This window comes from Burkholderia sp. PU8-34 (assembly GCF_053427725.1).
The window spans coordinates 1-25969 of record NZ_JBSAXC010000009.1 but is presented as its reverse complement, the minus strand read 5'-3'; the positions used below and the strand labels follow the sequence as shown (position 1 = coordinate 25969).

The 25969-nt window shown below is 62.6% G+C and carries 23 protein-coding genes and 2 pseudogenes; 14 read left to right on the top strand and 11 right to left on the bottom strand.

Annotation, left to right across the window (positions count from 1 at the left end):
• Positions 1 to 95: 95 nt before the first annotated feature.
• The 7 genes and pseudogenes from ACV22Z_RS21335 (at position 96) to ACV22Z_RS21305 (ending at position 7709) form a co-directional block, all read left to right on the top strand.
• On the top strand, positions 96 to 1718 hold the full coding sequence (locus tag ACV22Z_RS21335) for an amidase family protein (protein ID WP_448078273.1): 1623 nt from the start codon (positions 96 to 98) through the stop codon (positions 1716 to 1718).
• 105 nt (positions 1719 to 1823) lie between these two features.
• Positions 1824 to 2714, top strand: a complete 891-nt coding sequence (locus ACV22Z_RS21330; RefSeq protein ID WP_448078272.1) for a LysR family transcriptional regulator — start codon at positions 1824 to 1826, stop codon at positions 2712 to 2714.
• Positions 2715 to 2871: 157 nt separating this feature from the next.
• Positions 2872 to 4287 (top strand): pyruvate kinase, encoded by a 1416-nt coding sequence (gene pyk, locus ACV22Z_RS21325; protein ID WP_448078271.1) that lies wholly within the window; start codon positions 2872 to 2874, stop codon positions 4285 to 4287.
• A gap of 242 nt (positions 4288 to 4529) precedes the next feature.
• Entirely contained in the window at positions 4530 to 5684 is a 1155-nt protein-coding gene (locus ACV22Z_RS21320; protein ID WP_448078270.1) for a glycerate kinase, read from the top strand.
• 158 nt (positions 5685 to 5842) lie between these two features.
• Positions 5843 to 6019, top strand: a pseudogene (locus ACV22Z_RS21315) (DUF296 domain-containing protein); the annotation flags it as partial.
• Positions 6020 to 6171: 152 nt separating this feature from the next.
• Entirely contained in the window at positions 6172 to 7185 is a 1014-nt protein-coding gene (locus ACV22Z_RS21310) for a sulfurtransferase (protein ID WP_448078269.1), read from the top strand.
• A 179-nt stretch (positions 7186 to 7364) separates the two neighbouring features.
• A complete protein-coding gene (locus tag ACV22Z_RS21305) occupies positions 7365 to 7709 on the top strand; it encodes a DUF4148 domain-containing protein (RefSeq protein ID WP_448078268.1) in 345 nt (114 codons plus the stop codon).
• A 257-nt stretch (positions 7710 to 7966) separates the two neighbouring features.
• On the opposite strand, the gene ACV22Z_RS21300 is transcribed toward ACV22Z_RS21305, so the two are convergent.
• Complete coding sequence (locus ACV22Z_RS21300) at positions 7967 to 9724, bottom strand: putative bifunctional diguanylate cyclase/phosphodiesterase (RefSeq protein ID WP_448078267.1); 1758 nt, start codon at positions 9722 to 9724, stop codon at positions 7967 to 7969.
• 456 nt (positions 9725 to 10180) lie between these two features.
• Positions 10181 to 10480 (bottom strand): UTRA domain-containing protein, encoded by a 300-nt coding sequence (locus tag ACV22Z_RS21295; protein WP_448078266.1) that lies wholly within the window; start codon positions 10478 to 10480, stop codon positions 10181 to 10183.
• Between the two features lie 30 nt (positions 10481 to 10510).
• On the opposite strand from ACV22Z_RS21295, the gene ACV22Z_RS21290 reads away from it, so the two are divergent.
• A complete protein-coding gene (locus tag ACV22Z_RS21290) occupies positions 10511 to 13591 on the top strand; it encodes an SLC13 family permease (protein ID WP_448078265.1) in 3081 nt (1026 codons plus the stop codon).
• A 34-nt stretch (positions 13592 to 13625) separates the two neighbouring features.
• On the opposite strand, the gene ACV22Z_RS21285 is transcribed toward ACV22Z_RS21290, so the two are convergent.
• Entirely contained in the window at positions 13626 to 14012 is a 387-nt protein-coding gene (locus ACV22Z_RS21285; RefSeq protein ID WP_448078264.1) for a DUF3088 family protein, read from the bottom strand.
• A gap of 728 nt (positions 14013 to 14740) precedes the next feature.
• Between ACV22Z_RS21285 and ACV22Z_RS21280 the strand changes: the two genes are divergently transcribed.
• Together ACV22Z_RS21280 and ACV22Z_RS21275 are read left to right on the top strand one after the other, a co-directional pair.
• Complete coding sequence (locus ACV22Z_RS21280) at positions 14741 to 15760, top strand: extracellular catalytic domain type 2 short-chain-length polyhydroxyalkanoate depolymerase (RefSeq protein ID WP_448078263.1); 1020 nt, start codon at positions 14741 to 14743, stop codon at positions 15758 to 15760.
• A 426-nt stretch (positions 15761 to 16186) separates the two neighbouring features.
• Positions 16187 to 16321: pseudogene (locus ACV22Z_RS21275) on the top strand (S-(hydroxymethyl)glutathione dehydrogenase); the annotation flags it as partial.
• On the opposite strand, the gene ACV22Z_RS21270 reads toward ACV22Z_RS21275, so the two are convergent.
• Together ACV22Z_RS21270 and ACV22Z_RS21265 are read right to left on the bottom strand one after the other, a co-directional pair.
• The gene (locus ACV22Z_RS21270; RefSeq protein ID WP_448078504.1) at positions 16287 to 16424 is read right to left on the bottom strand and encodes a hypothetical protein; all 138 of its coding nucleotides are present in this window, start codon (positions 16422 to 16424) and stop codon (positions 16287 to 16289) included. The pseudogene ACV22Z_RS21275 and the gene ACV22Z_RS21270 overlap by 35 nt on opposite strands.
• Before the next feature lie 190 nt (positions 16425 to 16614).
• Positions 16615 to 16806 carry an RES domain-containing protein gene (locus ACV22Z_RS21265; protein WP_448078262.1) on the bottom strand — a complete coding sequence of 64 codons (192 nt, stop codon included), beginning with the start codon at positions 16804 to 16806 and terminating at the stop codon, positions 16615 to 16617.
• Between the two features lie 113 nt (positions 16807 to 16919).
• Here ACV22Z_RS21265 and ACV22Z_RS21260 point away from each other — a divergent pair, with 113 nt between their 5' ends.
• Complete coding sequence (locus ACV22Z_RS21260; RefSeq protein WP_448078261.1) at positions 16920 to 17663, top strand: type IV toxin-antitoxin system AbiEi family antitoxin domain-containing protein; 744 nt, start codon at positions 16920 to 16922, stop codon at positions 17661 to 17663.
• Between the two features lie 547 nt (positions 17664 to 18210).
• Here the strand turns inward: ACV22Z_RS21260 and ACV22Z_RS21255 are convergent.
• Both ACV22Z_RS21255 and ACV22Z_RS21250 read right to left on the bottom strand, forming a co-directional pair.
• Complete coding sequence (locus tag ACV22Z_RS21255) at positions 18211 to 18537, bottom strand: H-NS histone family protein (protein WP_448078260.1); 327 nt, start codon at positions 18535 to 18537, stop codon at positions 18211 to 18213.
• A gap of 59 nt (positions 18538 to 18596) precedes the next feature.
• Positions 18597 to 19064: a ProQ/FinO family protein gene (locus tag ACV22Z_RS21250; protein ID WP_448078488.1), complete on the bottom strand. Its 468-nt coding sequence runs from the start codon at positions 19062 to 19064 to the stop codon at positions 18597 to 18599.
• A gap of 855 nt (positions 19065 to 19919) precedes the next feature.
• Here ACV22Z_RS21250 and ACV22Z_RS21245 point away from each other — a divergent pair.
• Both ACV22Z_RS21245 and ACV22Z_RS21240 read left to right on the top strand, forming a co-directional pair.
• Positions 19920 to 20195 carry an HU family DNA-binding protein gene (locus ACV22Z_RS21245; protein ID WP_448078259.1) on the top strand — a complete coding sequence of 92 codons (276 nt, stop codon included), beginning with the start codon at positions 19920 to 19922 and terminating at the stop codon, positions 20193 to 20195.
• Between the two features lie 166 nt (positions 20196 to 20361).
• Complete coding sequence (locus ACV22Z_RS21240; RefSeq protein ID WP_448078258.1) at positions 20362 to 20772, top strand: hypothetical protein; 411 nt, start codon at positions 20362 to 20364, stop codon at positions 20770 to 20772.
• A gap of 470 nt (positions 20773 to 21242) precedes the next feature.
• Here ACV22Z_RS21240 and ACV22Z_RS21235 read toward each other — a convergent pair whose 3' ends face one another.
• Genes ACV22Z_RS21235 through ACV22Z_RS21220 form a run of 4 tightly spaced genes read right to left on the bottom strand, consistent with a single transcriptional unit; the run spans position 21243 to position 22816 of the window.
• Positions 21243 to 21488, bottom strand: coding sequence for a DUF3331 domain-containing protein (locus ACV22Z_RS21235; RefSeq protein ID WP_448078257.1), 246 nt, complete (start codon positions 21486 to 21488; stop codon positions 21243 to 21245).
• A 27-nt stretch (positions 21489 to 21515) separates the two neighbouring features.
• The gene (locus tag ACV22Z_RS21230) at positions 21516 to 21800 is read right to left on the bottom strand and encodes an SET domain-containing protein-lysine N-methyltransferase (protein ID WP_448078487.1); all 285 of its coding nucleotides are present in this window, start codon (positions 21798 to 21800) and stop codon (positions 21516 to 21518) included.
• Positions 21801 to 22184, bottom strand: a complete 384-nt coding sequence (locus ACV22Z_RS21225; protein WP_448078256.1) for a hypothetical protein — start codon at positions 22182 to 22184, stop codon at positions 21801 to 21803.
• Between the two features lie 17 nt (positions 22185 to 22201).
• Positions 22202 to 22816, bottom strand: coding sequence for an H-NS histone family protein (locus tag ACV22Z_RS21220; protein ID WP_448078255.1), 615 nt, complete (start codon positions 22814 to 22816; stop codon positions 22202 to 22204).
• 1277 nt (positions 22817 to 24093) lie between these two features.
• Between ACV22Z_RS21220 and ACV22Z_RS21215 the strand changes: the two genes are divergently transcribed.
• A complete protein-coding gene (locus ACV22Z_RS21215) occupies positions 24094 to 25473 on the top strand; it encodes a hypothetical protein (protein WP_448078486.1) in 1380 nt (459 codons plus the stop codon).
• Positions 25474 to 25969 lie beyond the last annotated feature (496 nt).

The following is a 25969-nucleotide window of genomic DNA, read 5'->3' as shown; positions in this document are numbered from 1 at the left end:
ACTGGACCGTCCTGCGCGGCCCGGGGCAGCGGTTCGTCTCGTCAAGAAGTCGACTTGCGAGATGCCTTTGGTTGGCGCAACGGACTCGACGCCCTGTGCCCCCGCGATCCGACTCGCTTCAAAGTCACCTTGTCGTCTGTTCGAGGTCTGTTCGAGAAATGATGAAGAGATACCACTTTGCCGCTACGATTGCGGTCCTTTCCGCACTGGCCGTGCCTGCATTCGCTGCTGATTCCAACGTCGAAGAGACGACGATTCCACAACTGGAGCAGGCGTTCCACGATCATCGCCTGACCTGTCATGCGCTCGTCCGAACCTACCTTGACCGGATCACCGCTTACAACGAGCAGGGACCGAAGCTCAATGCGATCCTCACGCTGAACCACGACGCCCTCGCCACCGCTGACAAGCTCGATGCGGCCTTCTCGGAGAAGGGCCCGGTCGGACCGCTGCACTGCGTGCCTGTCGTGCTGAAGGACAACTACAACACGGCCGACTTGCCGACGACGGGCGGCTCGCTGTCGCTCGAGGGTGCGCGACCAGCCAGGGATGCATTCGTGGTGGCCCGCTTGCGCGCGGCCGGCGCGGTGATTCTGGCGAAGACGAACATGCACGAGTTCGCGCTCGCGGGCACCACGGTGAGTTCGCTGGGCGGCCAGACACTGAATCCGTACGATCTCACACGCACGCCCGGCGGTTCGAGCGGGGGCACGGGCGCGGCGGTCGCCGCCAACCTGGCGATGGCCGGCACGGGTTCCGACACGGTGAACTCCGTGCGCTCACCCGCCTCCGCCGATTCGCTTGTCGGCCTGCGTCCGACACATGGGCTGCTGAGCTTGACCGGCATCATGCCGGTGTCGAGCACGCAGGATGCGATCGGTCCGCTCGGCCGCCATGTCGTGGATGTCGCCGCCATGCTGCAGACGATGGCGGCGGCGGACCCCGCCGATCCCGCTACCGAAGGCCATCCGCATCCGAACTACGTGGCTTCGCTGCGCGCCGACGCGTTACGGGGCAAGCGGATCGGTGTCTTGCGCGTGATGTTCGGCTCCGCGCCCGAGCATCGGCCCGTGAATGCCGTCATGGAGCTGGCGCTCGCCCAGGTGAAGAAGGCCGGCGCGACGCTCGTCGATATTGACGCGCCCGAACTCGGATCGGACAAGCTCATCGCTGATAACGACGTGCAGAAATACGAGTTCGCGACCGTGATGAATCACTACCTCGCCACGACCATGCCGAACGCCCCGCTGAAGACGGTCCAGCAGATCTACGCGAGCGGCCGATTCAACCACGCGACGCTCGACGGTTTCCTGAGGGCGTCCGTGTCCTACAAGGACGGCATGTCAGAACCGGACTACAAGCTTCGCCTGGAGCGTGACGCCAAAACGCGCGCGATGCTGGCGAAGATCATGGCCGACAACCACCTCGATGCGATCGTCTACCCGCTGCAGAAACGGCTCGTCGTGCCGTTGACAGAACTCAATCAGGCCGATCGCAACGGTATTCTCGCGTCCGTGACGGGCTTCCCGGCCATCACGGTTCCGGCCGGATTCTCGGCCCCGACACCAACCGCCCCGCTTGGCGTGCCGGTCGGCATGGATATCCTCGGCAAACCGTGGCGTGAGGCAGAGCTGCTGTCGATCGCTTACTCGTTCGAGCAGGCGACGCATGTCCGCCGTCCGCCGCAAAGCACACCGCCACTCGCGTCCGGAATGTAAGCCGAGCTCGTCATATTGCGGCGCGCGGCTGATGAGCGGAAGATAGCAGCGCGCCAGCCGGCTTCGTGGCGGCGCCAAAATCGGCCCGGATTAACCTGACGAGCAATGGAAATTTATCAGCTACGATCCTTTCTTTCGGTACTGCGTGTCGGACATTTGACACGCGCGGCGGAGCAGCTGCATTTGACGCAGTCGGCCGTGTCGAAGCAGATCAAGGCGCTCGAAGACGAGCTGGGGCTGACTTTATTCATTCGATCTCCGTCAGGCATGACATTGACGCCTGCGGGGAAACGCCTGGCGCCGCTTGCCAAGCGCACAGTTGACGCCGCCACCGAGCTGGCCAACCTGGCCCGCTCGATCCAGGGCCATCTCACCGGCACATTGAGGCTCGGAACGATCATCGACCCGGAATCCATCAGACTGGGAGAGCTGCTGCGCGAGATGCGGCAACACCATCCTCAGGTCGAGGTTGTTCTCGAGCACGGAATATCGGGCTCCGTGCTGCAGCGCGTGAAAGCGGGCGAACTGGACGCCTGCTTCTATCTCGGCACGGTAGACGACGCGGATCTCACCGTCATCCGATTGAGCATCGAAACCTACCTGGTGGCCGCCCCTGTGGGATGGCGTGACCGTTTGACGCGATCTTCCTGGACGGAACTGGCGGCCATGCCCTGGATCGGCACGCCAGCAGGCAGCTCACAAACGGCGCTCATCGACAAAGTCATGAAGCAGCACGGACTCTCGAGGCAAACCGTCGTCCAGGCCGACCAGGAATCCTCGATGATCGAACTCGTGAACGCAGGCGTCGGCTTGTGCCTTGTCCGCGAACGACTCGCGCGGGAAATCGGTCCCGACATGAATATCGTGTTCTGGGCGGGCGACAAGCTGCACTGCCCTCTCGCCCTCGTGGCTCGCAGCGAGCATGCGAGCAACGCGCACATGGCCGCGTTGTTCGAAACGACTTTCAACGTATGGCCGTCGGCTGTCTACCAGTAACCCGTAACACGAGCCGCAACCGGCAACTCGCCGATGCACATGCGTTCGGCGCCATTCCTGCCAGTCATGACGGCGTTGAAAAACCGCCATTAGACGCAATTCGAAGGCAACGCTACAGTAGCTCACCGCCCTACTTTGGAACAGGAGCTACTTCGATATGCGACGCCAGCGACGTGGAAAGATCATTGCAACGCTCGGGCCGGCGAGCGCCGATCGGGCGACGATTCGAGCGCTGTTCGATGCAGGGGCCGATGTCTTCCGGCTGAATTTCAGTCACGGCACGCAGGAGCAGCATAAGGAACGGTTGTCATTCATTCGTGACATCGAGCGGGAAGTCGGCCGGCCGATTGCTGTTCTTCTCGATTTGCAGGGACCGAAGCTCCGCATCGGGACGTTCTCCGACGGTCCGGTGACGCTTGCTCCAGGAGCGCGCTTTCGTCTCGATCTGGCGAGTACGCCCGGTGACGTCTCGCGCGTGCAACTCCCTCATCCGGAAATCTTCGCGGCATTGAGCCCCGGCCACGAGTTGCTGCTCGATGATGGCAAGCTCCGTTTGCGCGTCGAGCATTGCGGTGCCGACTTCGCGGATACGGTTGTCGTCGTCGGAGGTCGTCTGTCCGAGCGCAAGGGCGTCAACCTGCCGTCGGTCGTATTGCCCATCTCGGCGCTGACGCAGAAGGACCGCGCCGACCTCGAGTTCGGCCTCGATCTCGGCGTGGACTGGGTCGCACTATCGTTCGTGCAACGACCAGCGGACCTCGACGAAGTGCGCGAGATCGTGAAGGGTCGCGCCGGTATCATGTCCAAACTGGAGAAACCCGCGGCAATCGATTGTCTCGACGAGATCGTCGAGCATTCGGATGCCGTCATGGTGGCGCGAGGCGATCTCGGTGTCGAATTGCCTGCCGAAAAGGTGCCAAGCATCCAGAAGCGAATCGTGCGTGCATGCCGCAGGGCTGGCAAGCCGGTCGTCGTGGCAACGCAGATGCTCGAATCGATGATCGCGTCGCCGGTGCCGACCCGCGCCGAAGCATCGGACGTCGCGACAGCCGTCTACGACGGCGTCGATGCAGTGATGCTCTCCGCCGAATCCGCATCGGGCCAGTACCCGCGGGAGGCGGTAACCGTGATGGATGCGATCGTCTCCGAGGTTGAAGCCGATCCCCACTGTACAGTGGAGGTCCACGAGTCCTGCTTCTCGCCGGAAGCAACCGTAGCCGATGCGGTATGCGCTTCGCTGCGGCAAACAGCCGACTTGCTGGGTGTCGCCTCGATCGTTACCTTCACGCGCTCCGGCTTTACCAGCCTGCGTGCATCGCGGGAACGCCCGTCGACACCCATCGTGAGCGTCACACCGAACGTCCAGACCGCGCGCCGCCTGGCGCTCGCATGGGGCGTTCATTCCGTGCATGTCCAATACGATCTGAACGATACGCCCGGCATGGTCGAGGTGGCTTCAGCCGTCACGCGAAATCAAGGCTATGCGGCGCCGGGGGCGCTCATCGTGATCGCTGCCGGCGCGCCATTTGGCAGAGCCGGTACGACCAATCTGTTCCATATCGCCCACGCGTGAAGAACGCATGCTCGCCCCCTTCCGCGATGCGATGACTTGTGGAGTTCAAGACCGGGACGTCATGCCGGTCGGATCGGGTTGCGACATGCAGGCGGTGGTCATCTATCGAAGCAGAATCCGGCGATCGGTCGACCTGCTCCGGGTGTAGCGCATTTCCTGTCCCGGCTTCCCGGACCGAATCAGCAATCTGGACTACGTAATGCATGGACTACGTAATGCCTGGATCACATGAGGGAGACAACATGAAAATCGTCATTGCGCCGGACTCGTTCAAAGAAAGCCTCAGCGCGCTCGAGGTTGCGGATGCGATTGAAGCAGGCTTCCGGGAGGTGTTTCCGGATGCCTTCTACGTCAAGGTACCGGTCGCAGATGGGGGTGAAGGGACCTTACAGGCGTTGATCGATGCGACGGGCGGCACGCGCCGCACGGTCGATGTCGTTGGTCCGCTCGGCGCCTCGGTCAAGAGTTCCTACGGTTACACTGCGCAATCCCGGCTCGCTGTAATCGAAATGGCGGCGGCGAGCGGCCTCGGCCTGGTCCCGCCACCCAAGCGCGATCCCCGTATCACGACCACGTTCGGCACGGGGCAACTCATAATGGATGCGCTCGACGTCGGCGCGCGGCGTTTCGTGATCGGCATCGGTGGCAGCGCAACAAACGATGGCGGGGCCGGCATGATACAGGCACTCGGTGTGCGCCTTCTCGACGCTACAGGCAATGAGATCGGTTACGGCGGCGCGGAACTCGCACGGCTCGCGCAGATCGACGTGAGCGGTCTCGACAAGCGTATGGCGCACTGTCAGATCGACGTAGCCTGCGATGTGACAAATCCTTTGGTCGGTCCACGGGGCGCGTCCGCGATCTATGGACCGCAAAAAGGCGCAACAACCGAAATGGTCGAGCAACTCGACCAATGTCTTCTCAACTTCGCATCAGTGCTTCATCGTGACCTCGGCCGGGACGTCGCCGACATTCCCGGTGCCGGTGCCGGCGGGGGCATTGGTGCAGCGCTGCTCGCCGTGTTGAACGCGCGACTTCGCCCCGGATGCGAGGTCGTGACGGAAACCATCGATCTGGTCGGCACGCTCTCGGACGCGGACCTCGTGATCACGGGTGAAGGACGTACCGATTCGCAAACGATCAACGGGAAGACACCCATTGGCGTCGCGCGCGCGGCAGCCGTATGTGGGGTTCCCGTGATCGGCCTTGCAGGTTCGTTGTCGCATGACTCGTCTGCCGTCCACGCGCATGGAATCGGCGCCGTGTTCAGCGCGGTTCGCCACCCCTGTTCAGTCGAAGATGCATTGCGAGATGCGGCGTTCAACGTGCGCAGCGCGGCACGCAACATTGCCTCGGTGTTGCGTATGGGGATGCAGGTCGGCGTCTGCATTCCCTGATGTAGCGACAGCCGAGCCATGCGACCGCTTCGTTGCAGCGCGCACGGCTTCTGGAATTTCAGCTCGAAATCCAGAGTGCAACGGCCGCTTGCCGGCGCCCTTGTGCGAACTTATCCTGTGCCGGAACCTCGACCCTCGCCCCATAAACAAGCATGCAAGCCGACGCGCGCGGTCAGGTATTGTGCGGCCATGTCGCGCGCGGGTGCAGGGTCCGCACGACCGCCGAGCTGATGCTCGCGCTGCTTCCCGAACATCGCTTCTCCCGGGAGCTCGACCCGAGTACCGGATTCAGGGAGCTGGTGATCCAATGCGAACCACCCGCGAATCCGGCTTGAACCGCGGATTCGGTACGGTACACTTGCACGCTCGCGGACCGACACCCCCTGGTCAAATTTCGGTTGGCACGAAGGGGCCAAATTGAATCGGCGCGGACGGGCCCGGCGCCAGCCGCCCCCTTTCTGCCGCCATACATCAGATGAATCATTGAATGTCCAGCAATCCCATCCCCCGGCTCTCTCCTCTTTCAGAGGATGACGTGTCGCCGCAGGAGGATGCTGGCGAACGGCTGCGGCAACTGGTGAAGCCGGCTTGGCTCCTCGCGCTGGTGTCCGACCTGCCGGTGATTGCCGCGCCGGCGCGCCCCTGGCGCCTGTTCGAGATCGGCTGCGGCGGCGCCGCTACCTTCGCGCAAGGGCATATTCCCGGGGCGAGTTACATCGACACTGGAGAGCTGGAGTCCGGCCCCTGGTGGAACAAGGTTCCGGACCACGAGTTGCTGCGCGTGCTGCTTGCCCACGGCATCCGCCGCGACACCACAGTCATCCTCTATGGTCGCAGCACGCTCGCCGCGGCGCGGGCCGCGCACCTGATGCTGTACGCGGGCGTGGCTGACGTGCGCCTGCTCGACGGTGGCCTCGCCGCGTGGCAGGCCGCCGGCTGCCCGATGGAGGCGGGGGCGCCGCACGCCTACCCGGCGCTGGCCGACTTCGGCGCGCGGCTGCCCGTCCGCCCGGACTACCTGACGAACACCGAGCAGGCGCGGCAGCTGCTTCAGCGGCAGGATGGGGGGCTGGTCAGCGTCCGTACCTGGAGTGAGTTCGTCGGCCGAACTTCCGGCTACGACTATATCGAGGCCAGGGGCGACATTCCCGGCGCCCTGTGGGGACGCGCCGGCCACGACGGCGACGTTCACAGCATGTGCGATTACCAACGCCAGGACGGTACGATGAAGCCGCACGCCGAGATCCAGGCGTTCTGGCGGGAGGCCGGCATCCACGCCGGGCGCAGCATCGCCTTCTACTGCGGCACGGGCTGGCGCGCGTCGCTTGCGTTCTTCTACGCCTGGCTGATGCGCTGGGAGCGCATCAGCGTGTACGACGGCGGCTGGTACGAGTGGAGCAGCGATCCCGCCAACCCAGTGGCGGCCGGCCCGCGCTGTCGTGTCGGGCCGCAACCCCATCGAGAGACCTCGATCGAATCCGATGCCATCTGCGGCCGATAACGTGCCGGCCGCGGGCGCGCCGGCAAGCTGCGCCACCTGTTCCACGATTCCGTGAAGAATCAGGAACAATCTCTTCCTCGCGGCTGTATATCTCTTAAGTTTCCGCTTACCTAGACTGTCGTCATTGGTTACGAACAAGGTGTTCGTAACAAGACAAAACCACGTTGGAGGTAAGCATCATGAAGAACCTGATTCAAGCCGTCGTCGTTGCCGCTGCCCTTGCCGCTCCGGTTGCCGTGTTCGCCCAAAGCAGTGCCCCGCTGACTCGCGCACAAGTGCGGGCGGAACTGGTTCAGCTTGAACAGGCTGGTTGGCACCCGGCGGTCGGCAACGACCCGCATTACCCGGAAGACCTGCAGGCCGCTGAAGCTCGCGTGGCTCAGCAACACGTTGCCCAGGCGCAAGCTGCCGACAACAGTGGTTATGGCGGACAAGCGCAAGGTGTAGTCGCTACGGGCTCGCGCGCCCCGGTGGTCCGTCCGGCAACTGACGAAGAAATGAAGTCGCTGTATCGCGGCAGCTAATCCGGCGACGCAAGATAGGTTCGGCCAGGTTCTCGCGCCTCGAATGACTGGCTCGCTACCCGGAGACAACCGGGTGGCGGGCCGATTCCGTTCAATACCTCCGCCATCGGTAATCTAGCCGGTGGCTTCGCCTGGTCTTCGCGGGCTGGGCGCTTTTTCCACGTTTTCTCCTCACGCTCTGACATCGGCTTCGGCGATGTGGCCACTCTCGCGCGCAGAGCGCGGCTGAAGTCGTCTCCGTTCCGGGATCGGTAACTTCAGCTTGCCAGCAAGGTCCTGAGTGCCGCGATCGTATGCGGCCGCGAGTACCAGAAGCCCTGCGCTTCGTCGCATCCAAGTTCGCGCAGCCGGTCGGCCTGCTCCACCGTTTCGACACCCTCGGCCGTCACGCGCATTTTCAGTGCATGCGCCATTGCGATGATCGCGCTAACGAGTTCCGAACTTCCCGCGTCGTCAGGCAGCCCCGCGATGAACGAGCGATCGATCTTGACCCGGTTGACCGGGAAGCGCGTCAGATAGGACAGGCTCGAATACCCAGTCCCGAAATCGTCGACCGCGACTTCGACGCCGAGCTCGCGAATCGCGCGAATCGTTTGGAGTGCGCGTTGCGTGTTGGCAAACAGCACGCCTTCGGTGATCTCAATCTCGAGGCACTGAGGTGCGAGGCCGCTGCGATCCAGCGCGTCCTGGATGATCTCGAGGAGATTGCCACGTTCGAACTGCTGCGGCGATACGTTCACGCACACGCGCGGCAGATGCGGGACGACGCGACGCAGCTTGCCGAATTCCTGGCACGCCGTGCGGATCACCCATTCACCGATCTTGTCGATCAATCCGCTCTGTTCCGCGATCGGAATGAATTCGGCCGGACTGATCTCGCCGTGTGACGGATGTTTCCAGCGCATCAGCGCCTCGACCTGCGCAATTTCGCCGGTCTCGAGCGTCACCTGGGGCTGGTACGTCAGCCAGCACTGCTGTCGCTCGAGTGCGCGGGCGAGCATCGATTCCAGTTCGAATCGCCGCGCCGCACGCACATCGAGCGCGCTGGAGAAATGCACAACGCCGTTCGCCCCCGCGTCGCGCGCAGACGACAGCGCGACTTCCGTACGGCGCATCAGCGTGTCGACATCTTCGCCATTGACGGGATACGTCGCGATGCCCGCGTGAGCGGCCACGCGAAGATGCGCACCGACGAACTCGACCGGCTCGCACGCATGCGAAACGACCATGTCGATCAATTCCTCCGATGCCTCGTCGCTGAGCAACGCGAATTTTCCTTCGCCGATACTCGCGAGTGCATGCGCGCGCGGGATGCGCGACCGCAATCGTTCGCCGACCACCTGCGCGACCATTTCGACGCCCGGCTGCCCAAGCGCATTGCGGATCGTTTCAAGACCGGACACCGCGAACATCACGACGCTGAAACGTTCACGAACAGCACGCGCACGCGTAATACGCAGGTCGAGCCGCTCGGCGAACAGTCTGCGGTTCGGCAATTGCATCGCATCGTCGAAATGCGACGCGTACCAGCGCTCGACGTCCGACCGCTGTTCGTGCGCGCATTCGACCAGGAGACCGACGTATTCGTCGATTGCATGCGCGTGGTAGCTGCAATCTTCACCCGCGCTCGCGTCATCATCCGAAGCAGGTGCATCATCAAGCCGCGATATGTCGACCCGCACGAGCCGCAATGCGTCCAAACGCCCGCTTATGAACCAACGACCAGCATTCAGTTGCGCGACAGGTGTAATACAGGACACACCGTCCGGTGAGGCCAGGAGTGCCTGAATCGTCGATCGACCGACGTGCATTGCGGCCGGATAGCCGGTCAGCGCTTCGAACGCGCGATTGACCCAGCTCAGCATCCCGTTGGCGTCACAGAGGAACATCGGATGCGCGGCCTGCAACGCCGCCTGTTCGAAGCGCGATGCACGAGCCTGTGCTACGGACGAACGCGGTCCGTCGCTCGCATTGCCACTTGGGGGCCACGCGTCGGCCGGATTACCTGGTGACATTTTTTTGTTCATCGGATTGGGTTTCGGTCATCGCGCTGCGATGACAAAGAGAGGCAAGTCGGCAATGACTGGCGTGTGGCAAGTCGCAATAATTTTCGTTCGACAGCAACATCGGGCGCGCGCCGGAACCAGAGATCATAAGTGATTTAGCCGGTGCGCAACGCATCGGCACCCGATATGACGCGACTGCGTTGGCTCGACAACGCTGCTGCACCTTGCGGTAAGGATTATTGCTGCGGTTGAGCACTGACCTTCCCGCTACGCGGCCTTGCATCCCAATTCGGCCATTCGGACCGTCGCCGAAACCCGTCAAACGCGACGGGCTCGCGGGGCAGGTTTGTCGTGTGGCACCTGCAAGTTGCACAAACTCATCCGAATGAGCTCGCCCTGGAACTATCGCATCCGCTATTGGCGCAATATCGAATTTGGCGACGCTCGCCGTCCCACCGTTCGGCCTCATCCAACATAGCGTGCTTCGACACCGCTACGCACCACCAGATCGAAGCGCTCTGGCCGGATATGAAACACCGTCGATTCGCACGTCCGGCCGTCCGCCAGCCGGGAGGTACGCCGCAAAACCAACAACGGCGCCTGTTTCCCCGTCCCCAACAGCGTGGCAATGTCATCCGGCGCCGCCACCGCCGTGACCGTCATGTCCGCATCGACGATTTGCCAGCCGAGCAGACGCTCGAGCATCTCGTAAGACGGCAGGCTTTCGGCCTGCGCACGCGTCACCGCGCGCGCGTCGGGCAGCATGCAGGTCTGCGCGAGCGCGACGGGCGCGTCGTGCTCGCGCTGTTCTCGGCCGTCGCGGCGATGTGGGCGACCGAACCGCTGCATCACCTGCCGTCGGAGATCGTCGCGCTGGTCGCGCTCGCGCTGCTGTTCGCGCCGGGCGTGCTGCGCTTTGGCTGGGCCGAGGTCGAGCAGCGCACGATCTGGGGCACGCTGTTCCTGCTGGCCGGCGCGCTGTCGCTGTCGGCGGCGATCAGTTCGTCGGGGCTCGCGGGCTGGGCAGCCGATCACATCTATGCCGCCGCGCAGGGGCACGGCTGGTGGCTCACGATTGCGATCGTGATGCTCGGCACCCACGTGATCCGCATCGGCATGCTGTCGAACGTCGCGGCCGTCACGATGATCGCGCCGATCGCGATCGCGCTGGCGCCGCGCCTCGGGTTGCATCCGGTCGCGTTCACGATGCTCGTCAGCGACACCGACAGCTTCGCGTACCTGTTGCCCACGCAGATCACCGCTGGCGTGATCGCATACAGCAGCGGCGCATTCTCGACGGCCGACTACGCGAAGGTCGGCGCAGTGTCGGTGCTGATCGCGATCGCGTACGGCCTGTGCGTGAGCGTGGCTCGGCGTCCCGGTCTGGAATCCGGCCGCGCCCTGGCCGTTCGCGCATTGAACATTGAAGCGCGCCTCTTTCCCTCGACTTTTATCAGCCCGCCCATGAACGAAGCCAACGACACCCTCGCCACACTTGATGCGCGCGCCGCCGCACTGCGCGACCGGCTCGGCCCGCACGTCGCGCCGGCGGGCCTGTACGAACGCCACAAGCGCCTGCCGTTCGCTGGGCGCGTGCGCTGCAACGTCGCGCGCATCGAAGCCGGCGACTGGAGCGAGATCGTGCTCGACTACGAAGTCGGCTCGTCCGGCATCGCCGACGGCGGCTGGTTGAAGGCGACCTTCAAGTTCTATTCGGACTGTGCGCTGTTCCAGACGAGCGATCCGACCGCCGCCAACTACATCAGCGCCGAATACCAGGCGGCGCCGCTCGTGCCCGGGCAGAGCCCGGCCACCGTGCAGGCGCTCAACGTGCGGTTCGACCAGAAGGGACACGAGCGGCCGTTCCAGAAGGCGGTGATCGTCGATATCGTCGACGGCTACGTGAATGCCGGCGATCGCATCGTGATCCGCCTCGGCGACCGCCGCCGCGGCCCCGGCACGCGCGTGCAGACGTTCGCCGAGGACAACTTCCGGTTCCGGCTTTACGTCGATCCGCTCGGCACGTCGCGGTTCGTCGCGGTGCCCGGCGACGTGTCGATCGACATCCGCCCCGGCCCGCCGTCCGACGTGCTGCTGAACGGCCCGCGCTTCGTGCGGCCCGGTACGCGCGCGCCGTTCCGGCTGTCGCTGCAGGACCGCTGGGGCAATGCGTGCCGCGACGTCGGCGGCATCGTGCGCGTGGTCGCATACGACGAACGCGGCGCAGCTGTCTACCGTCGCGACCACGCGCTGCCCGACGCGGGATTCGCGACCTGCGCAGTGGACGACCTGCCTGTCGACGCGGGCGCGCTGCGCATCGTGGCCGACGTCCCCGCGCGGCCTGACGTGCGTGTGGCGCAGGCGCGGCTGACGGTCGACGCGTCGCAGCCCGCGCCGCGCGCCCTGTATGCGGACCTGCACGTGCACGCGCACGACACGGTCGGCACGAACAGCCCCGAGTACAACGCGCGCTATGCGCGCGACATCGGCGGCATCGACGTGCTCGGCTACACGGCGAACGATTTCCAGATCACCGACGAGAACTGGCAGCTCGGCGTCGACGCCGTCGAACGCTTCAACGAGCCCGGACGGTTCGTCGTCTATCCGGTGCAGGAATGGTGCGGCAGCTCAACCGCGGGCGGCGACCACAACGTCATGTTCCTCGGCGATGCACGGCCGGACTTTCCGTACAACGCACGCGGCGAGCACAACCGCACGCTCGTCTGGAACGAGGACATGACGGGCAGCGCGGTCGAGCTTGGCCGCTGGCCCGTCGAAGAACTGTGGGACGCGTATGCGGGCGACGCCGCGCAGCATCTTGTGATGCCGCACGTGGGCGGTCGCCGCTACATTCCGGACTGGCATCACCCGGAACTCGAACGGCTTGTCGAGATCGCGTCGTCGTGGGGGCATTTCGAGTGGCTGTACCAGGACGTGATCGCGCGCGGCTACCGGCTCGGCGTGGCCGCGAGCGGCGACGAGCATCGCGGCCGGCCCGGCGGCGGCGCGCCGGGCGTGCAGGTATTCGGCGTGCACGGCGGGCTGACAGGCGTGCTCGCGACGGCGCTCGACCGGCGCAGCGTCGGCGAAGCGCTGCGCGCGCGCCGCACCTGGGCGACCACCGGCGAGCACAGCGCGATCCTCGTGCGCTGCGGCGATCACTGGCAAGGTGATGCGTTCGCTCATCACGGGCCCGCGCGACTCGACTACCGGCTGCTCGGCGAGGCAGGCTGGGAATACGTGGCCGCCTACGATCACGACGGCCTGCTGTGGGAACGCGACCTGCACGCGGAACTCGGCTATGCGGAACGCCTGATCCGCGTGCGCTGGGGCGGCGCACGCATCCGCGATCGCTACCGCTGGGCCGCATGGCGCGGCCGGATCCGCATCGTCAACGGCACGATCCACCGTTTCGGGTCGAACGGGTTCGAGCATGTCGAGGAGTCGGCATGGCGCACCGGCGCAACCGACATTGAGTTCCGCAGCGACACCTATGGCGATGCCGACAGCATCGAGATCGACGTCGGCAATCTCGCCAATGCGACGATCGTGGTCGAAGGAACGATCGACGGCTTCGTCAAGACCGGCGATCCGCTGCAGCGCAATCCGTTCGCGCATGCGCCCGCGTTCCGCTTCGAGATTAGTGGCACGGAGCTGCTCGCGCGCGGCGCAGCAACGCACGCGCTCGGCGGCACCGAGCTGTTCGTTGCGGTCGAGCGGCTTACGGACCGGGCACTGCCCGTCGACCTCGCGGGCAACATCGACGTCGCGCCCGGCAATGCGCGGTTCGGGCATCGCCCCGTGTATTTCTTCGGGCGGCAGCGCAACGACAGCAAGGTGTGGTCGTCGGCGCAATTCATCCGCTTTCACGAGTGACGAACACCACGCCGCGCCATGCGGCGTAGTGCGATCAATGCACTTTCGGAAAACCGTGCCGCTCGGCCAGCAGTTCGATAATGCGGCGAGAAGCCGTGACGAATCTCACGCCGCCGAGTGTCTGCGCATCCTCTGGCGCAAGCTGGTCGCTGCCCGGCACTAGCACCGGCAAACCTGGATGCGCGTCGTCGAGTACGGCGAGCATGTCATGGCGCGGGCGCTTGAACGTGACCCGTTTTACGTCGATTCGATCGGCCCGCGCCGGATCGCTCGCGACCAGCCCGAGCGCGGTCGCGAACAGCGCTTCGGAGATGCCTGGCGCACCGCCACGGTGCCCGATTTTTTCACGCCAATCGTCGCTTTGCGTGACCCTCCGGCTTACCGAATTTCCCCTCTTGCGCCGGCGTATCATTTTCAGCAATTCGCCGGAATTTTTCGCATTTGCCTCGTGCGACGTGTTCCGTCAAAGATGAAGTGATTTCCACGGCCGTCAAATGACGGAGGTACGTTTTCCATTTCGGTCCGTGCCCAGTTCCCCAGTGAGGTTTCCATGCATGTGTGAAAATCCCGTTGCATGTCATATCAACGAAACTTTGCGAGCCGTCTCGAAACCGTCATCTGCACGATGGCAAAATCGCCATCCGAGCGGCAGACCTGTGTGCCCACGATTACTGCGTTCAGGCTCTTCGATGTTAAAAATGAGAAATCGCGCTTTCGTTTTTGCTCGGGTCATGACGCGGGCGCTTTAGAGGTTTCGACCGTAGCAAAAGCGTATCACCCATGAGCGCGATGGCGCAGAACGCCAACGCATTCTGCGGAACACTGGCCACAATTGTTTGCGTGTTTGACCAGGAATTGAGCAAAACACATTCCGCGCACGCCGGTTTCGCACATCGGTAACGGCACGTGTGGTCGGGTGAATAAGTAAAAAATGGTATAGCCGTGCCGTTGAAACAAACTTGAGTTTCCGGAATGATTCGCCCCGCGACTATCGTCGGGGCGCGGCGAACCGCCCGCAATACCCCATCGGGCGCTCACACATTACGGGGAGATCCAATATGGCTTGAACAACGCCGAAAACAGGCATTCGACCACTCTGCTTACAGACGCTTCGTGCATTCGAACCCTCGACGAAACAGGAGTATCGCCGTGAAATTCCACTGTGCCCTGGCTGCTGCCATTATTGGCGCCGCGTTGTGTTCCCGTGTCGTATTTGCTGCCGATCCGCTGCCGGCCCTTGGGGCCGATCCTGCTCATACTTCGGTCTCTGGCCTTTCGTCCGGCGCATTCATGGCCGTTCAATACCAGGTCGCCTATTCCAACTCAGTGATCGGTGCAGGTGTCGTCGCCGGCGGCCCGTACTACTGCGCCGCCGGCAACCTGTTCAACGCCGGCATCTGCATGGGACAAGTGCCGTTCGTACCGCCCAATCCCGCGCTGATGGTGAGTGCCGCCCAAGGCTTTGCCGCGCTCGGTCAGATCGACCCGCTGGACGGTCTGCAGCGCGACCGCATCTACGTGTTCAGCGGCACCAAGGATACGGTGGTGTACCAGCAAGCGGTCGACGCGACGGTATCGTTCTTCAAGGAAGCCGGCGTTCCCGACGGCAACCTCACGTACGTCAACACGCTGCCGGCCGGCCATGCGCTGATCACGCCGTCGTTCGGCAACGACTGCCCTGCCAACGCGGCGCCCTATATCAGCCATTGCGCGGTCGCGCACAAGAACTACGATCAGCCGGGTGCACTGCTGAAGTTCATTTACGGCCCGCTGAATCCCCCTGCTGCGCAACCCGGCGGAAAAATCATCACGTTCAATCAGCGTGAATTTGCCGGCGCCGCAACCGGGATGGCCGACGACGCGTATGCCTATGTTCCGCAATCCTGCACGCAAGGCACGGCGTGCCGTGTCCATGTTGCATTCCATGGTTGCAAGCAGTCGGCGAATGTCGTAGGTAACGATTTCTATCAGAAGACCAGCTATAACAGCTGGGCCGATGCCAACAACATCGTCGTGCTGTATCCGCAGGTCAACGCTTCGACCATTCCATACAATCCGCAGGGTTGCTGGGATTGGTTCGGCTATACAGGCCAGAACTACGCATTGAAGTCGGGCCCGCAGATGCTTGCCGTGAACGCGATGGTCAACCGGCTTACTTCGAAGCCCTGATACCGGAATGCTCGGGTGCGCCGTACGGTCGCGGCGCACTCGCTGGCCTCCTGGCGCTGGCGGTACGCGGCATTTCGTCATCGGTTCCGCGCACCTGCCGGTGCATATCGTCGTAAAGGCGACTTATGTAAGCAAAGATTTGCCGAATTCGCCGGAGGCCGGTGGAGACCGGGCCGTCGCTTCGGACAGGCAGCCTCAAGTTCATCGGTCGGCCGCGGGGCGGTCGGTTTGTTTGCACATCGAGCCAACAGCGACAACCCCTTAGTAGACTCCGCGCCCGCATTGCATATACTACCTGCCAGTATCGCGATATTTGCAACACCACGCCACATTCTCCCGACGAAAAGAAACGCGCCCTGCTTGTGCCAACTGACGAGGGATCGCCAACACGCCGAATCGCTCGACGAAATTTTCAATAGGACTGCCATGAAATCACGTGCCGCTGTTGCATTTGAGCCGGGTAAGCCGCTGGAGATCGTCGAAATTGACGTCGAACCGCCTCGCAAGGGCGAAGTCCTCGTCAAGATCACCCATACCGGCGTGTGTCATACGGATGCTTTCCGGAACCCGGCCGGACGAACATCGACTTCACAGTCGCCGGCAATGCCTCCGGCGCGATGTCGGGAGGCAAGGAGATGGCAATCAATTCAAAGGTGTCCGTCATACAGGAGATCCACGAGGCACATGTTGCGAAACCTTGACCACGCTACTGCATTCCTTCTGAAATGCCCATATTGCAACGCCCGTTTCTCGACACTCGAAACAGAATGGGCCAGCGTGTGCGACTGCATCGCCCCCTTGTGCCCGCACGCGCACCGTCAATGCTCAAGGAGGCGACCGTCCCACCGCACTGGCTAGTGCCGGTGCGATTGTAATTCGTGCAGCGGCGGATGCGCGGGATTCATGAGCTCGCTCCATTGCGTCCCTGCGACCACAGAAGGTACGAACAGCGTCGCCACGTGGCTCTCGGTCAGCCACTCGTCACCGAAACGCCTTGCCGAGCGGTAATCGACATCGTCCCAACCGGACGCAGCACCAAGTTTCATTTATTATTCTCTCGAAATACAAATAATGCGATAATTCTAGCTCTCAAATCATGTCAGAGCAGCCTCTTGGTCAACCGCTCTGAGCTTTCGAAAAATGATGGATACGTGACGGAATGGCCAGCAAGACACTCCAGCGCCTAATGGAAGACGCTCGACGCGGAGAACCGCTTGATCCTCAGATGCTGCGCGACAGCGGCATTAGCGCCCAACTGACCACGTATCTGGTCAATGCCGGTTGGCTCCAACGTCTGTCGAAAGGGGCTTATCTGTTGACAGGCGACGCGCCCACGCGTGACGGGATTCTGGCTTATTTGAGTCGACGGATTCACGGTCTGCATGTCGGTGGCAAGACGGCCCTGGATTGGCGTGGTGCGCGCCACAACCTGAATTCTCGAGAACGCGTTGTTCTTTGGGCCGAACGTCCGTACGTCATGCCTGACTGGGTAGACGAACACATGCCCTATGCGCTGCAGACGACGTGCTTGTTCGATATGAGCCCGTCGGAAGGCACGGGGCTGTCGACACTTCCCTATCTCGATCCCTCGATTCTTGTTTCCGAGCCCGAGCGCGCCCTGCTCGAGCTCGCGAGTGACGTGGGCAAGCGGCGCGAGAAGGGGCAGTCGCTGGAGGAAGCCATCCATATCGCGTCATCGCTGCCCAATCTCCGCCCGGAGGTGCTCGACGGACTGCTGTCGCGCTGTACGCGCGTAAAAGTGGTCAAGCTGGTGCGTGACCTGGGTGAGGCCAGTGGATTTCCCTGGGGCCGAGATCTGCAACGACATGTCGACCGGCTCGGAGTCGGCAGGCGCTGGACAAGCAGTCGCAAGGGCGGCCCCCGACTCAACCTGAAAGCCTGAAAGCCTGACGAGCGTGTTACTTCAGTGGCAGCGCCTGTCCCAACAAACGACCGATATGTTGCTGTCGTTCCCTTTTGTGCTGCTGGTGACCGCCTAGACGCATTTCACACACCCCGCTCGGCGGTCAAAGGCGGCACAGCCAACGACCGCATTTTGTGGCCCTTGCCGCAACTGTCCATTGATATTGATGTGGTTATCCCGCGCACTGTTGAGATGGTCATTAGGAAGGGCGCTGGGCGCGGGCGAGAGTCTGGTACTGGAGCCGGACTCGAACCGGCACGCATCGGTCAGGGCGCGGCGGATTTTAAGTCCGCTGTGTCTACCGCTTTCACCATCCGGGCTCGCGTGGTGGGCCTGGCCGGACTTGAACCGGCGACCAATCGAGCTACACCCGCGGCGGCACGCATTCTCGCACAATTTAGGGTGCCAACAGGATAGTGGTTTCCATGGCTTATCACTGAATGCATCGTGACCAATCACGGCGACAGCCGTCGCGCCCGTTGTTCCTCACCAGGCATTTTGCGCGCGCGAAGACTGACCGGCACGCTCAGCTCTCGCCGGGCCACCAAGGCTTCGCCGGCGGCCGGATCAGATAGTCATCCAGGTTCTTGCCGATCAGCCATTTCGGGCAGGCGCCGTGACCCGACCACGATCTGCCCGATGACGGGTCGTAATATTTGGCGGGCAACTTTTTCGGCTTGTCCTTCACGAAGCCGGCCGCGCGTAACAGTTCCAGCTCCGTGATGCCGTACTCCTTGACCTGCTCTCGAATCGAAGCCAGGACGGCCGCCTTCTCTTGCTTTCGGGCTTCTTCAAGGAGCAAGTTGACGTGGCCAAGTTGCTGATTCAGCGCCTGAATTTTGCTGGTCGTCATGGGGAAGTCGTGTTGATCGATACTGTGGGATCCCGCCACGGGGCATCCAATTCGCTTCGCTAATTCGCGGGCTGCTCGGCGGTTGCCGATGGTGACGCCGCCCCAGCAGGACGACGTGCCGTCAGCATCCTGGCGCGCGCGGCATCTGCCGGCGATACCCGCCCTGCTTCACTGCCCGTCAGATCGACGCGTACGGCACCGTCAACGAGGCAGGTCCAGTAGCGGTGTCCTCGACACCAGGTCTTCATGGCGTCTCGCAGCTCGGCCTCGCTCAAGCGGAGTTCCTGGGCCCGATGGATCAAGTCCTCGAGAATGCCAACCTTGACGGGGACCTTGGGCGCCGGATTTCTCGGGAAAGTCTGGGGAAACCGCTTCTGGAGTTTCGCGATCGTCAATACCACCGGATCCGGGGGATTCGACGGTATCCGCTGCGACGCGCCCCGCTTTCGCCGCGTCTTCGTCGCCCGCTCCCGCTCAGCGTTGCTCGCAAGTTGGTCGCGCAACGTCGCAAGTTGTTCGAAGCCCATCCCGTCAAACTCACTGGAAAATAAGCGGCGATTGTAGCAGCAGGCGGTTCGGTGCCGCCTCACGCAATCCATCAGGACTTCTGCGAATGGCCTTAACGGGGTACACCAGCACTCGACGTGACAGGTGCCTGGAACCGACGCCACGCGTCGTTCCGTATCGAACATGCGCGAACGCATGGCGCCTTATCCACCCTGCTCAGTGGCACAAGGCGCAGAAGGCGGGATCATGGGGCGGCAACCCAATACGATGCGGCGCAGTAGCAGTGGCAATGTCGACTGAACCGGCCTCCGCAGCCGCTGCTCGCCCGTCAGATGAGAGACGCTGCAGACGCGGATCGGCCCGCGTCGATCCGGGCACGGTTACGCATCGACTCGATGACCACCCACCACGAGGCTTGCCCATCCGTCGCCCCATTTCCAGCGTCCGGACTTCGCATCAACTGGCCGTCGTGGATACCCCAATCACTTGCGGCCATCGCCTTTTGCCACCTGCCTGAGGGATTGCGAGGCTCACCCGTTGCAGCGGTCGCGATAGATGTAAAGTCTTCGGCCATTGCGCCGTGCTGAACGGCGTCGCATCATCGTGCGCGACACGCGCAAGCCGTCCGCGGTCTCTGCGGGCGGTATCGTCAGGCGCCGTTCGCCACCTGAGTCGGCGATCCGTGACGGCCAATGCGGTAGATGGTCACGGGTTCAGCCGACCGCCAGCTTGGTCGGCGTTGACCTTGCCCTGCGGGTCGACGTCGCTGGCGAAATCCGCGCCGGCCGAAGCTGCAAAGGTTGCAAGGTCGGCAGTGAATGTTATAGGGTAGTGGCCGAGTCCGCGTCTGGCGGACCTGATCGAGGATTTGACGAATGAACAAGCAAGAACTGATTGACGCCGTTTCCGCCTCCACCGGCGACAGCAAAGCCAGCACTGGCGCCGCCATTGATGCCATTCTCGAGACCGTGACGCAGGCGGTCACGCGCGGAGATACGGTGCAGCTGATCGGCTTTGGTTCTTTTTCGACCGGTGCGCGCGCCGAACGCAACGGCCGCAATCCGTCGACTGGGGAAACCATCACGATCGCGGCCGCCAAGACGGTCAAGTTTACCGCCGGCAAAGCCTTCAAAGACGCCGTGAACGGCTGATCGATGGCGGTTCAACGGACGTGTCAGGAAAGACGATTTTCCCGGTAGTGTGGTGCCACGCAAGATGAGTTCGAAGCACAGTCGCGGAAGGGCCTCCCCACCCCGACGCACCCTGACCAAGACGATGTTGTTGCCGATGGACAAAACGTCCGTACGGGAACAGTCCTTGTCCTATCACCTCGCACTGGCCGTATGCCGGGACGGCCACGGGAACCCTTATCTGTTCAACGAGCTGATTCGCGTCGCCTACATCGCGTGGTTTCTACAGCGGGCAGGCTTCGGAGACGAACCCGTCGAGTGCTGCAAGACGGTCGAGCGTGCAGTCGAGGCCGCGTACGCGCACGCTGACCAGTCGAATGAATGGGTTCTTGCAGAGGACGCGGTGCCAGCCGTCGAAAGGCTGCTGGTACTGCACGATTGGCAGCTGGATGTCGCGCCACTGCACGAGGTGATCGAGGCCGAGCTCCAGTTCAAGCGCTTCCTTGCCGGAACGGCCGCGTCTCCTATTCCAGAGATGGTTTCAGGTAGCGCTGCGGCAACCCGTTGGCACGCCGAGCGGGTGCCGCACATTCGATGACCTGCGAATCGTGTCGTCCGCGGGCACCCGGTCGATTGACCCACCTGTCGTGATGGCTGCCCTCCGATCAGATGAATGCAGGCCGGCCGACCATCTGAAAGTGCCGGCACGGTCCCATCCCGATCGACCTCGCGCGCTTTGCGGTCAAGTCGCTCGTGGCCCGGCGCGCGCATTCGCTCAGTGACACGAAATCAGTAATCCTATCCGGAAGGCGGCGAGCTGCCAGGATGGAACACGCCTGACGTCCGCCCAGGCGTGGTGCCAAACACGATACGTGCCGCCGGTGCTCGTCGGCCGAAACTGCGGCGACATGTGCGGGAGGTTCATGCGTCAGGCGCCTCACACAATGAGGCGGGTCCAATCCACAATCCGGCTCGACGCTGCAAAGAGCGGCCACGCAATTGCTGTCGGTCGCGGCACCGGATCGACACTTCATCGCGACCCCGGCACACCCGCCAGCAGACGCGTCATTACACGATCTCGTCGACGGGAATATGCGCGACGCCGCTTGCGCAGATGCGCTCCGCACTGTTGACGGGCACCGGTGAACCGGTGGGCTCGAATACCGCGTCACCGGGTTCGTAAACCCGGCCCGACATCGCGCAAATGCCGCCGACGGTCGCCGTCGATGCAGTCCAGATCTGTTCGCTGTAGCAGACGCGCCCGGCTTGCCGCCACGACACAACGATCCGGTCGGCTCCGGGCCGCTCCAGCACGCGGACCGTTGGCCGGACAGTGTCGGGTCACACTGGGGATGACGGCTGACACCCCTCTTGCGCCGTGCCGGTGGTTCCCGCTTCGCGCCCCCGCTCGCGGCGCATCCGGACGGCCAGCATCGTGCCTCGGCACGTGGCCGCGCCATACCGACATGCAAATCGATCTCGCATCGCGCGCGTCACGCGCCCCTCGACCGTGAGGGCGTAGTCGATGCCGATCTCTTCCCCGGGACCGATCGCACGCAAAGCCCGAATGAAAATCCGGCCGCCCCGCTCTTCCGCCTCGCAGTTCGGCGCGCACGAATGGTTGATTCAACGCGACGAGTTCCCCCCTGCTGCGCCATCGAAGACGTGGCCACCGCCGAGATCGAAGAAGAAGGTGTGGTGGGGATTGGCCGGATCGGCCGGCGGTCTTGCCACGGCGACCACCCAATCGACACGCTCACCGGTGGATTCGAGGAGCACTTCACCCGCGTCAAGCTCGCGGTGCGCGAAGACGCCGCGGCCATGAATGGGCGAGCGCCGCACCACGATGCGGGCCGAGCGCGGGGATACGGGACGCGTGATCATCGTATGAAGCGAATTCAGGTCGCTCCTACCTCGCACTTCGAGCGCAGTATGGGGGTTAAAGACGACTACCGCGGCGGCGGAAATATGAGCATGAGCGGCCGGGATCCACGTCTCCAGACCGCTCATCCACCCAATCCGCAGCGTTACTCGCTCGCGGCTTCCGTGACGACTTCCGGCGTGACCGCCGCATCAGCCTTTCGAGCTGTTTTTTTCGCGACGACTGGCCGTCGGCTACGCGTCTTTTTTGCGGGAACGCTGCTCGACGGACGGCCCTGCTTACGAGCCACAGTCGCGCGCACCGATTTCACGGGCTTCGATTCCGCTTTTGGGGTTTTCGAAGCCGCCTTCTTGGCCGTTGCTTTCTTGGCTGCGGGCTTGTTCGGGGCAGTTGGGACGGCGCTATTTCTCTCGGTAGCGGCCTCGATCAGGAAACGGGAGCGGTCCTTCACGTCCTTGATCCATGCCGGAGCGCGGCCTCGACCACTCCACGTTTCGCCAGTCTTCGCATTGAGATATTTAGCCGGCACGACGCGCTTCGTCTGTTTGGCGGCACCTGCCTTTTTCACCGCCGCAGCCGTGCCCGCTCGCCGGCCACGCTTCCGACCGACGAAGCCCTCGACGTCCGCGATCGTCAATCCATGCTTTTCCATCAATTCGCGGATCTTTTCCAGGCCGGCCGTCGCCTGCTTCGCGACCATGGCCTCGGCTTGCTTTTGCAGTTTCGCGATCTTCGACTGAATGACTTCCAACGTTGCCATTGCTACCTCCCTATCGGAATTTTTCTTAGCTCGTCGCGCTTCTTCCGACCGCAATATCACTCGGGTCGGTGCGCGTGCGAAAGCGAAGAATACACACAGCATAGATTATTCCGCAATACAAGCGTACTCAGATACGTGAGCCGCCACCGAAACATCGACAGCATCCGACTATTTCATGAAAAACAGCACCCCAAAACATCTCTCCGACACGATATGGATGCGCTTGCGAAGCAATTCCGGTCTGAAAGTCAATGGCGCGCGTCGCCCGGAGCACGGGTGAGTTTTTCGCGTTTGCATCACCACGGCCCGGTCGCGAATGAGCACGCTGAGCGTACGATCCCCCTTCTCCCGATCTTTTCGCTCTCGCGATCGCGCTTCCCGTTGGGCGTGTGCATGGAAGCGTCGGTTGCCGTAATCGAGCCAAATCGGTCTGTGCTTGCGCTGAAAAACACATGCTTTCGCCGTGGCGGCGATTTCCGGCGGCGATACCGCGCAGTTCGAAAGGTGGCGCGGAACAGCCGCAGGGCGTGTCGTGCAGCGGATATGGAGGCGTGCGGCCCCATCTCGAGGGGGTGTTGTTCCTCGCCGTCAAACGTGGAGGCCCGAGACGAGCGCGCACGTACCCGACATCATTGCTCCGGCCAGCGGCGGGGTCGTAGCGATGGACGCGCAATGCTTCATCGTGGTGGGATCAATATCCGGGCCGAAAGTACCAATCAGCTGAGCGGCACCCGGGGGACCTTGAGGTGAATCGCCTGCGGAATCTCGGACTGTTATCTCGACTTTACGCGTAAGGCCGCGAGATGATCTTCTTTACACGGTTGCCGCCGCGGGCTGCGGGGTGGCGGCGTTCGCAACGGCTGTTTCCGACATCGCCATCTCTGGACGGATCATGGCAGGCTGCATGAAAAGTGGGGAGTCGCCGTATTGGCGCGCAGGACGCCGGCAAGCTATCGCTCAATGCCACAATTCCGTGACGAATCGGAAACAATCGCTACCTCGCGCTCCCGCGTTGAATGTGGACCGGCGCGCATCGATCGTGGATTGGTTTCCTGTTACGGGCAGAACAAGAAACTATGGGATACCGTACAGGCGAAGCTTTACCGGATCGCAGTGGACATGCGAACGCTGACGCCATACGGCGCTGCAACCGGACCACGCTGTTGAACTCCTCCCAGGGGGTACGTTTTCGCCCCATGGAGCGACTGACGCGTCAAATGCCGACATTGCCTCGTCTATAATGAAAAATTCAGAATAATCGCATGGAGCCCTACTTTATGAGTCAAGCCCGCGGGCGATATGCGGGATCTCGGGACAGCGGCCAACGCCAACCTCGCCACGTAAAGAACCCCCCGTCCAACCGGCAGGGACAACCGTATGTGAAGACGCCTCCTCGAGATTCCACCCAGACTGCCTCCATTTTCAAAACACGATCGTTTCAGTTTCTGGTCGATGCGGTGGGCGCAGAGAATATCGCGATAGCACTTGAATCCAACATGACGCGAGTGGCCGAGCTGATGAAGGGCGAGAGGTTCACGCCCGAGACCGCCTTTCACATGGAAACCACGCTTGGGTTGCCGCATGGATTTTTCGACCACCCCAATCCTGCGCTCGCGGCCGAGACCATCGCTCGTCTGAAGTCACCGCTCGACTTCATTCAAACGGACGACGGACCAGGCGCGGAGTCTGAAGCACTTAAGCCGGCTTCTGCCCTAAACGTCGATCAACAACCATTTCTTAAAGATAGTTTGTCCAAGGAAGCGCAAATGCCAAAGAAAGCAGCTAGGGGAGCGCACAGAGCCGTCAAGAACAATCGACGCGAAATGGCCGAACAGCCTAAACCCGATGCGCCGCTAAAAGCCTCACCTTCGAAATACAAGAGGTCTCCCAAAGCGCCCCAACAGCAATCGCTGGCATTAAGCGACAGCGCCGAGGTAGAAAACATCCGACGCGCTAACCTCCACGTTCTCACCAGTCGCAATGGATCGAAAGCAAGACTTGGTGTGGTCATGGCGATGAGTGGATCCAACATGGCGCATCGGCTACATGGCAAGAAACGCATGGACAGTGTCGAAGCAAACCGATTCACGGAGCGACTTGGATTGCCAACTGGCTGGTTGGACACCCCGCGCTCCGAAGCCGAGATTCCAGAGTCGGTGTCGCGCATGCTTACGCCTGCTCCGCGCGGTCGCGTGTCCGTTCAACAACACGAGCCGCTTGCGGTCGCAACAAACGATGGCGTGCCAGGGACGCTCGCCGATGAGAAGGTGCACGCGGCGCGCGCGGGCGCCCTAGGCGATTCGGAAAGCCTCTCACCTGTTTCGGCGGATATTGCAGGAGAGAAAGAGACGACCGTCGTCAGCCCGCAAGATCATGTAAGTGATTTCCCCGTCGGCCTTGCCGGTCGCACACTTGAAGAAAGTGATGGCAAGGCCCCGGCAGCCACACCGTCCACCCGTGAGTCGTTCCCCGCCTCCGCAATACTGCAGCGAAACCCAGTACCGCTCCCCTTCGCTTCCGTGACCAGCCTCGACAATCTTCATGGTATTGAACCGATAGCGGAAGCATTGATCAAGACGCTAGCAGGTAAAGCACGCACGGGTCGATTGGACGAATTGAAAGCTCTGGAACTTTTGCAGCAAGCGGTCCTGTTGTGAGTCGGTGGTAAACCTCCCCTTGATTTCCGTATGTTTTACAGGGGTAACCCAATCTAGATACGACAAGGGGAAGCCGACAGAGCGGGGCGTGAGCGAGGACGACCGTCACCTGACCGAAAGTTGCGTCGCACAATATCGGCCGGTAGAATTTAGGGCTCGCCATTCTGCGCGCACCACAATCCGCGAGAGGCATTCCGGCCTCGACTGTCCGTGCGCCATCCCACGATTTCGTTCGCACCCCGACAGGCTTGACCAGCCGTCACGTCCGCGACGATCGTCGGCCAACTCTGTCGAGGAGAATGTATTGGCAAACCCAGTTCGCGACGATTCAGCATCCCGCGTGATCGCGGTCACGTCGAAGACCAGCCGCCGCGCCCCAAAGGAAAAGACGCCGGGCGTCGCAACACTGCTGGACGTCGCAGCGATGGCGCGCCAGGACGAGGAGCGCCAACGCCAGATGCGTGCGCTGATCGCGCTTGGCCGTGAGCGCGGCTAT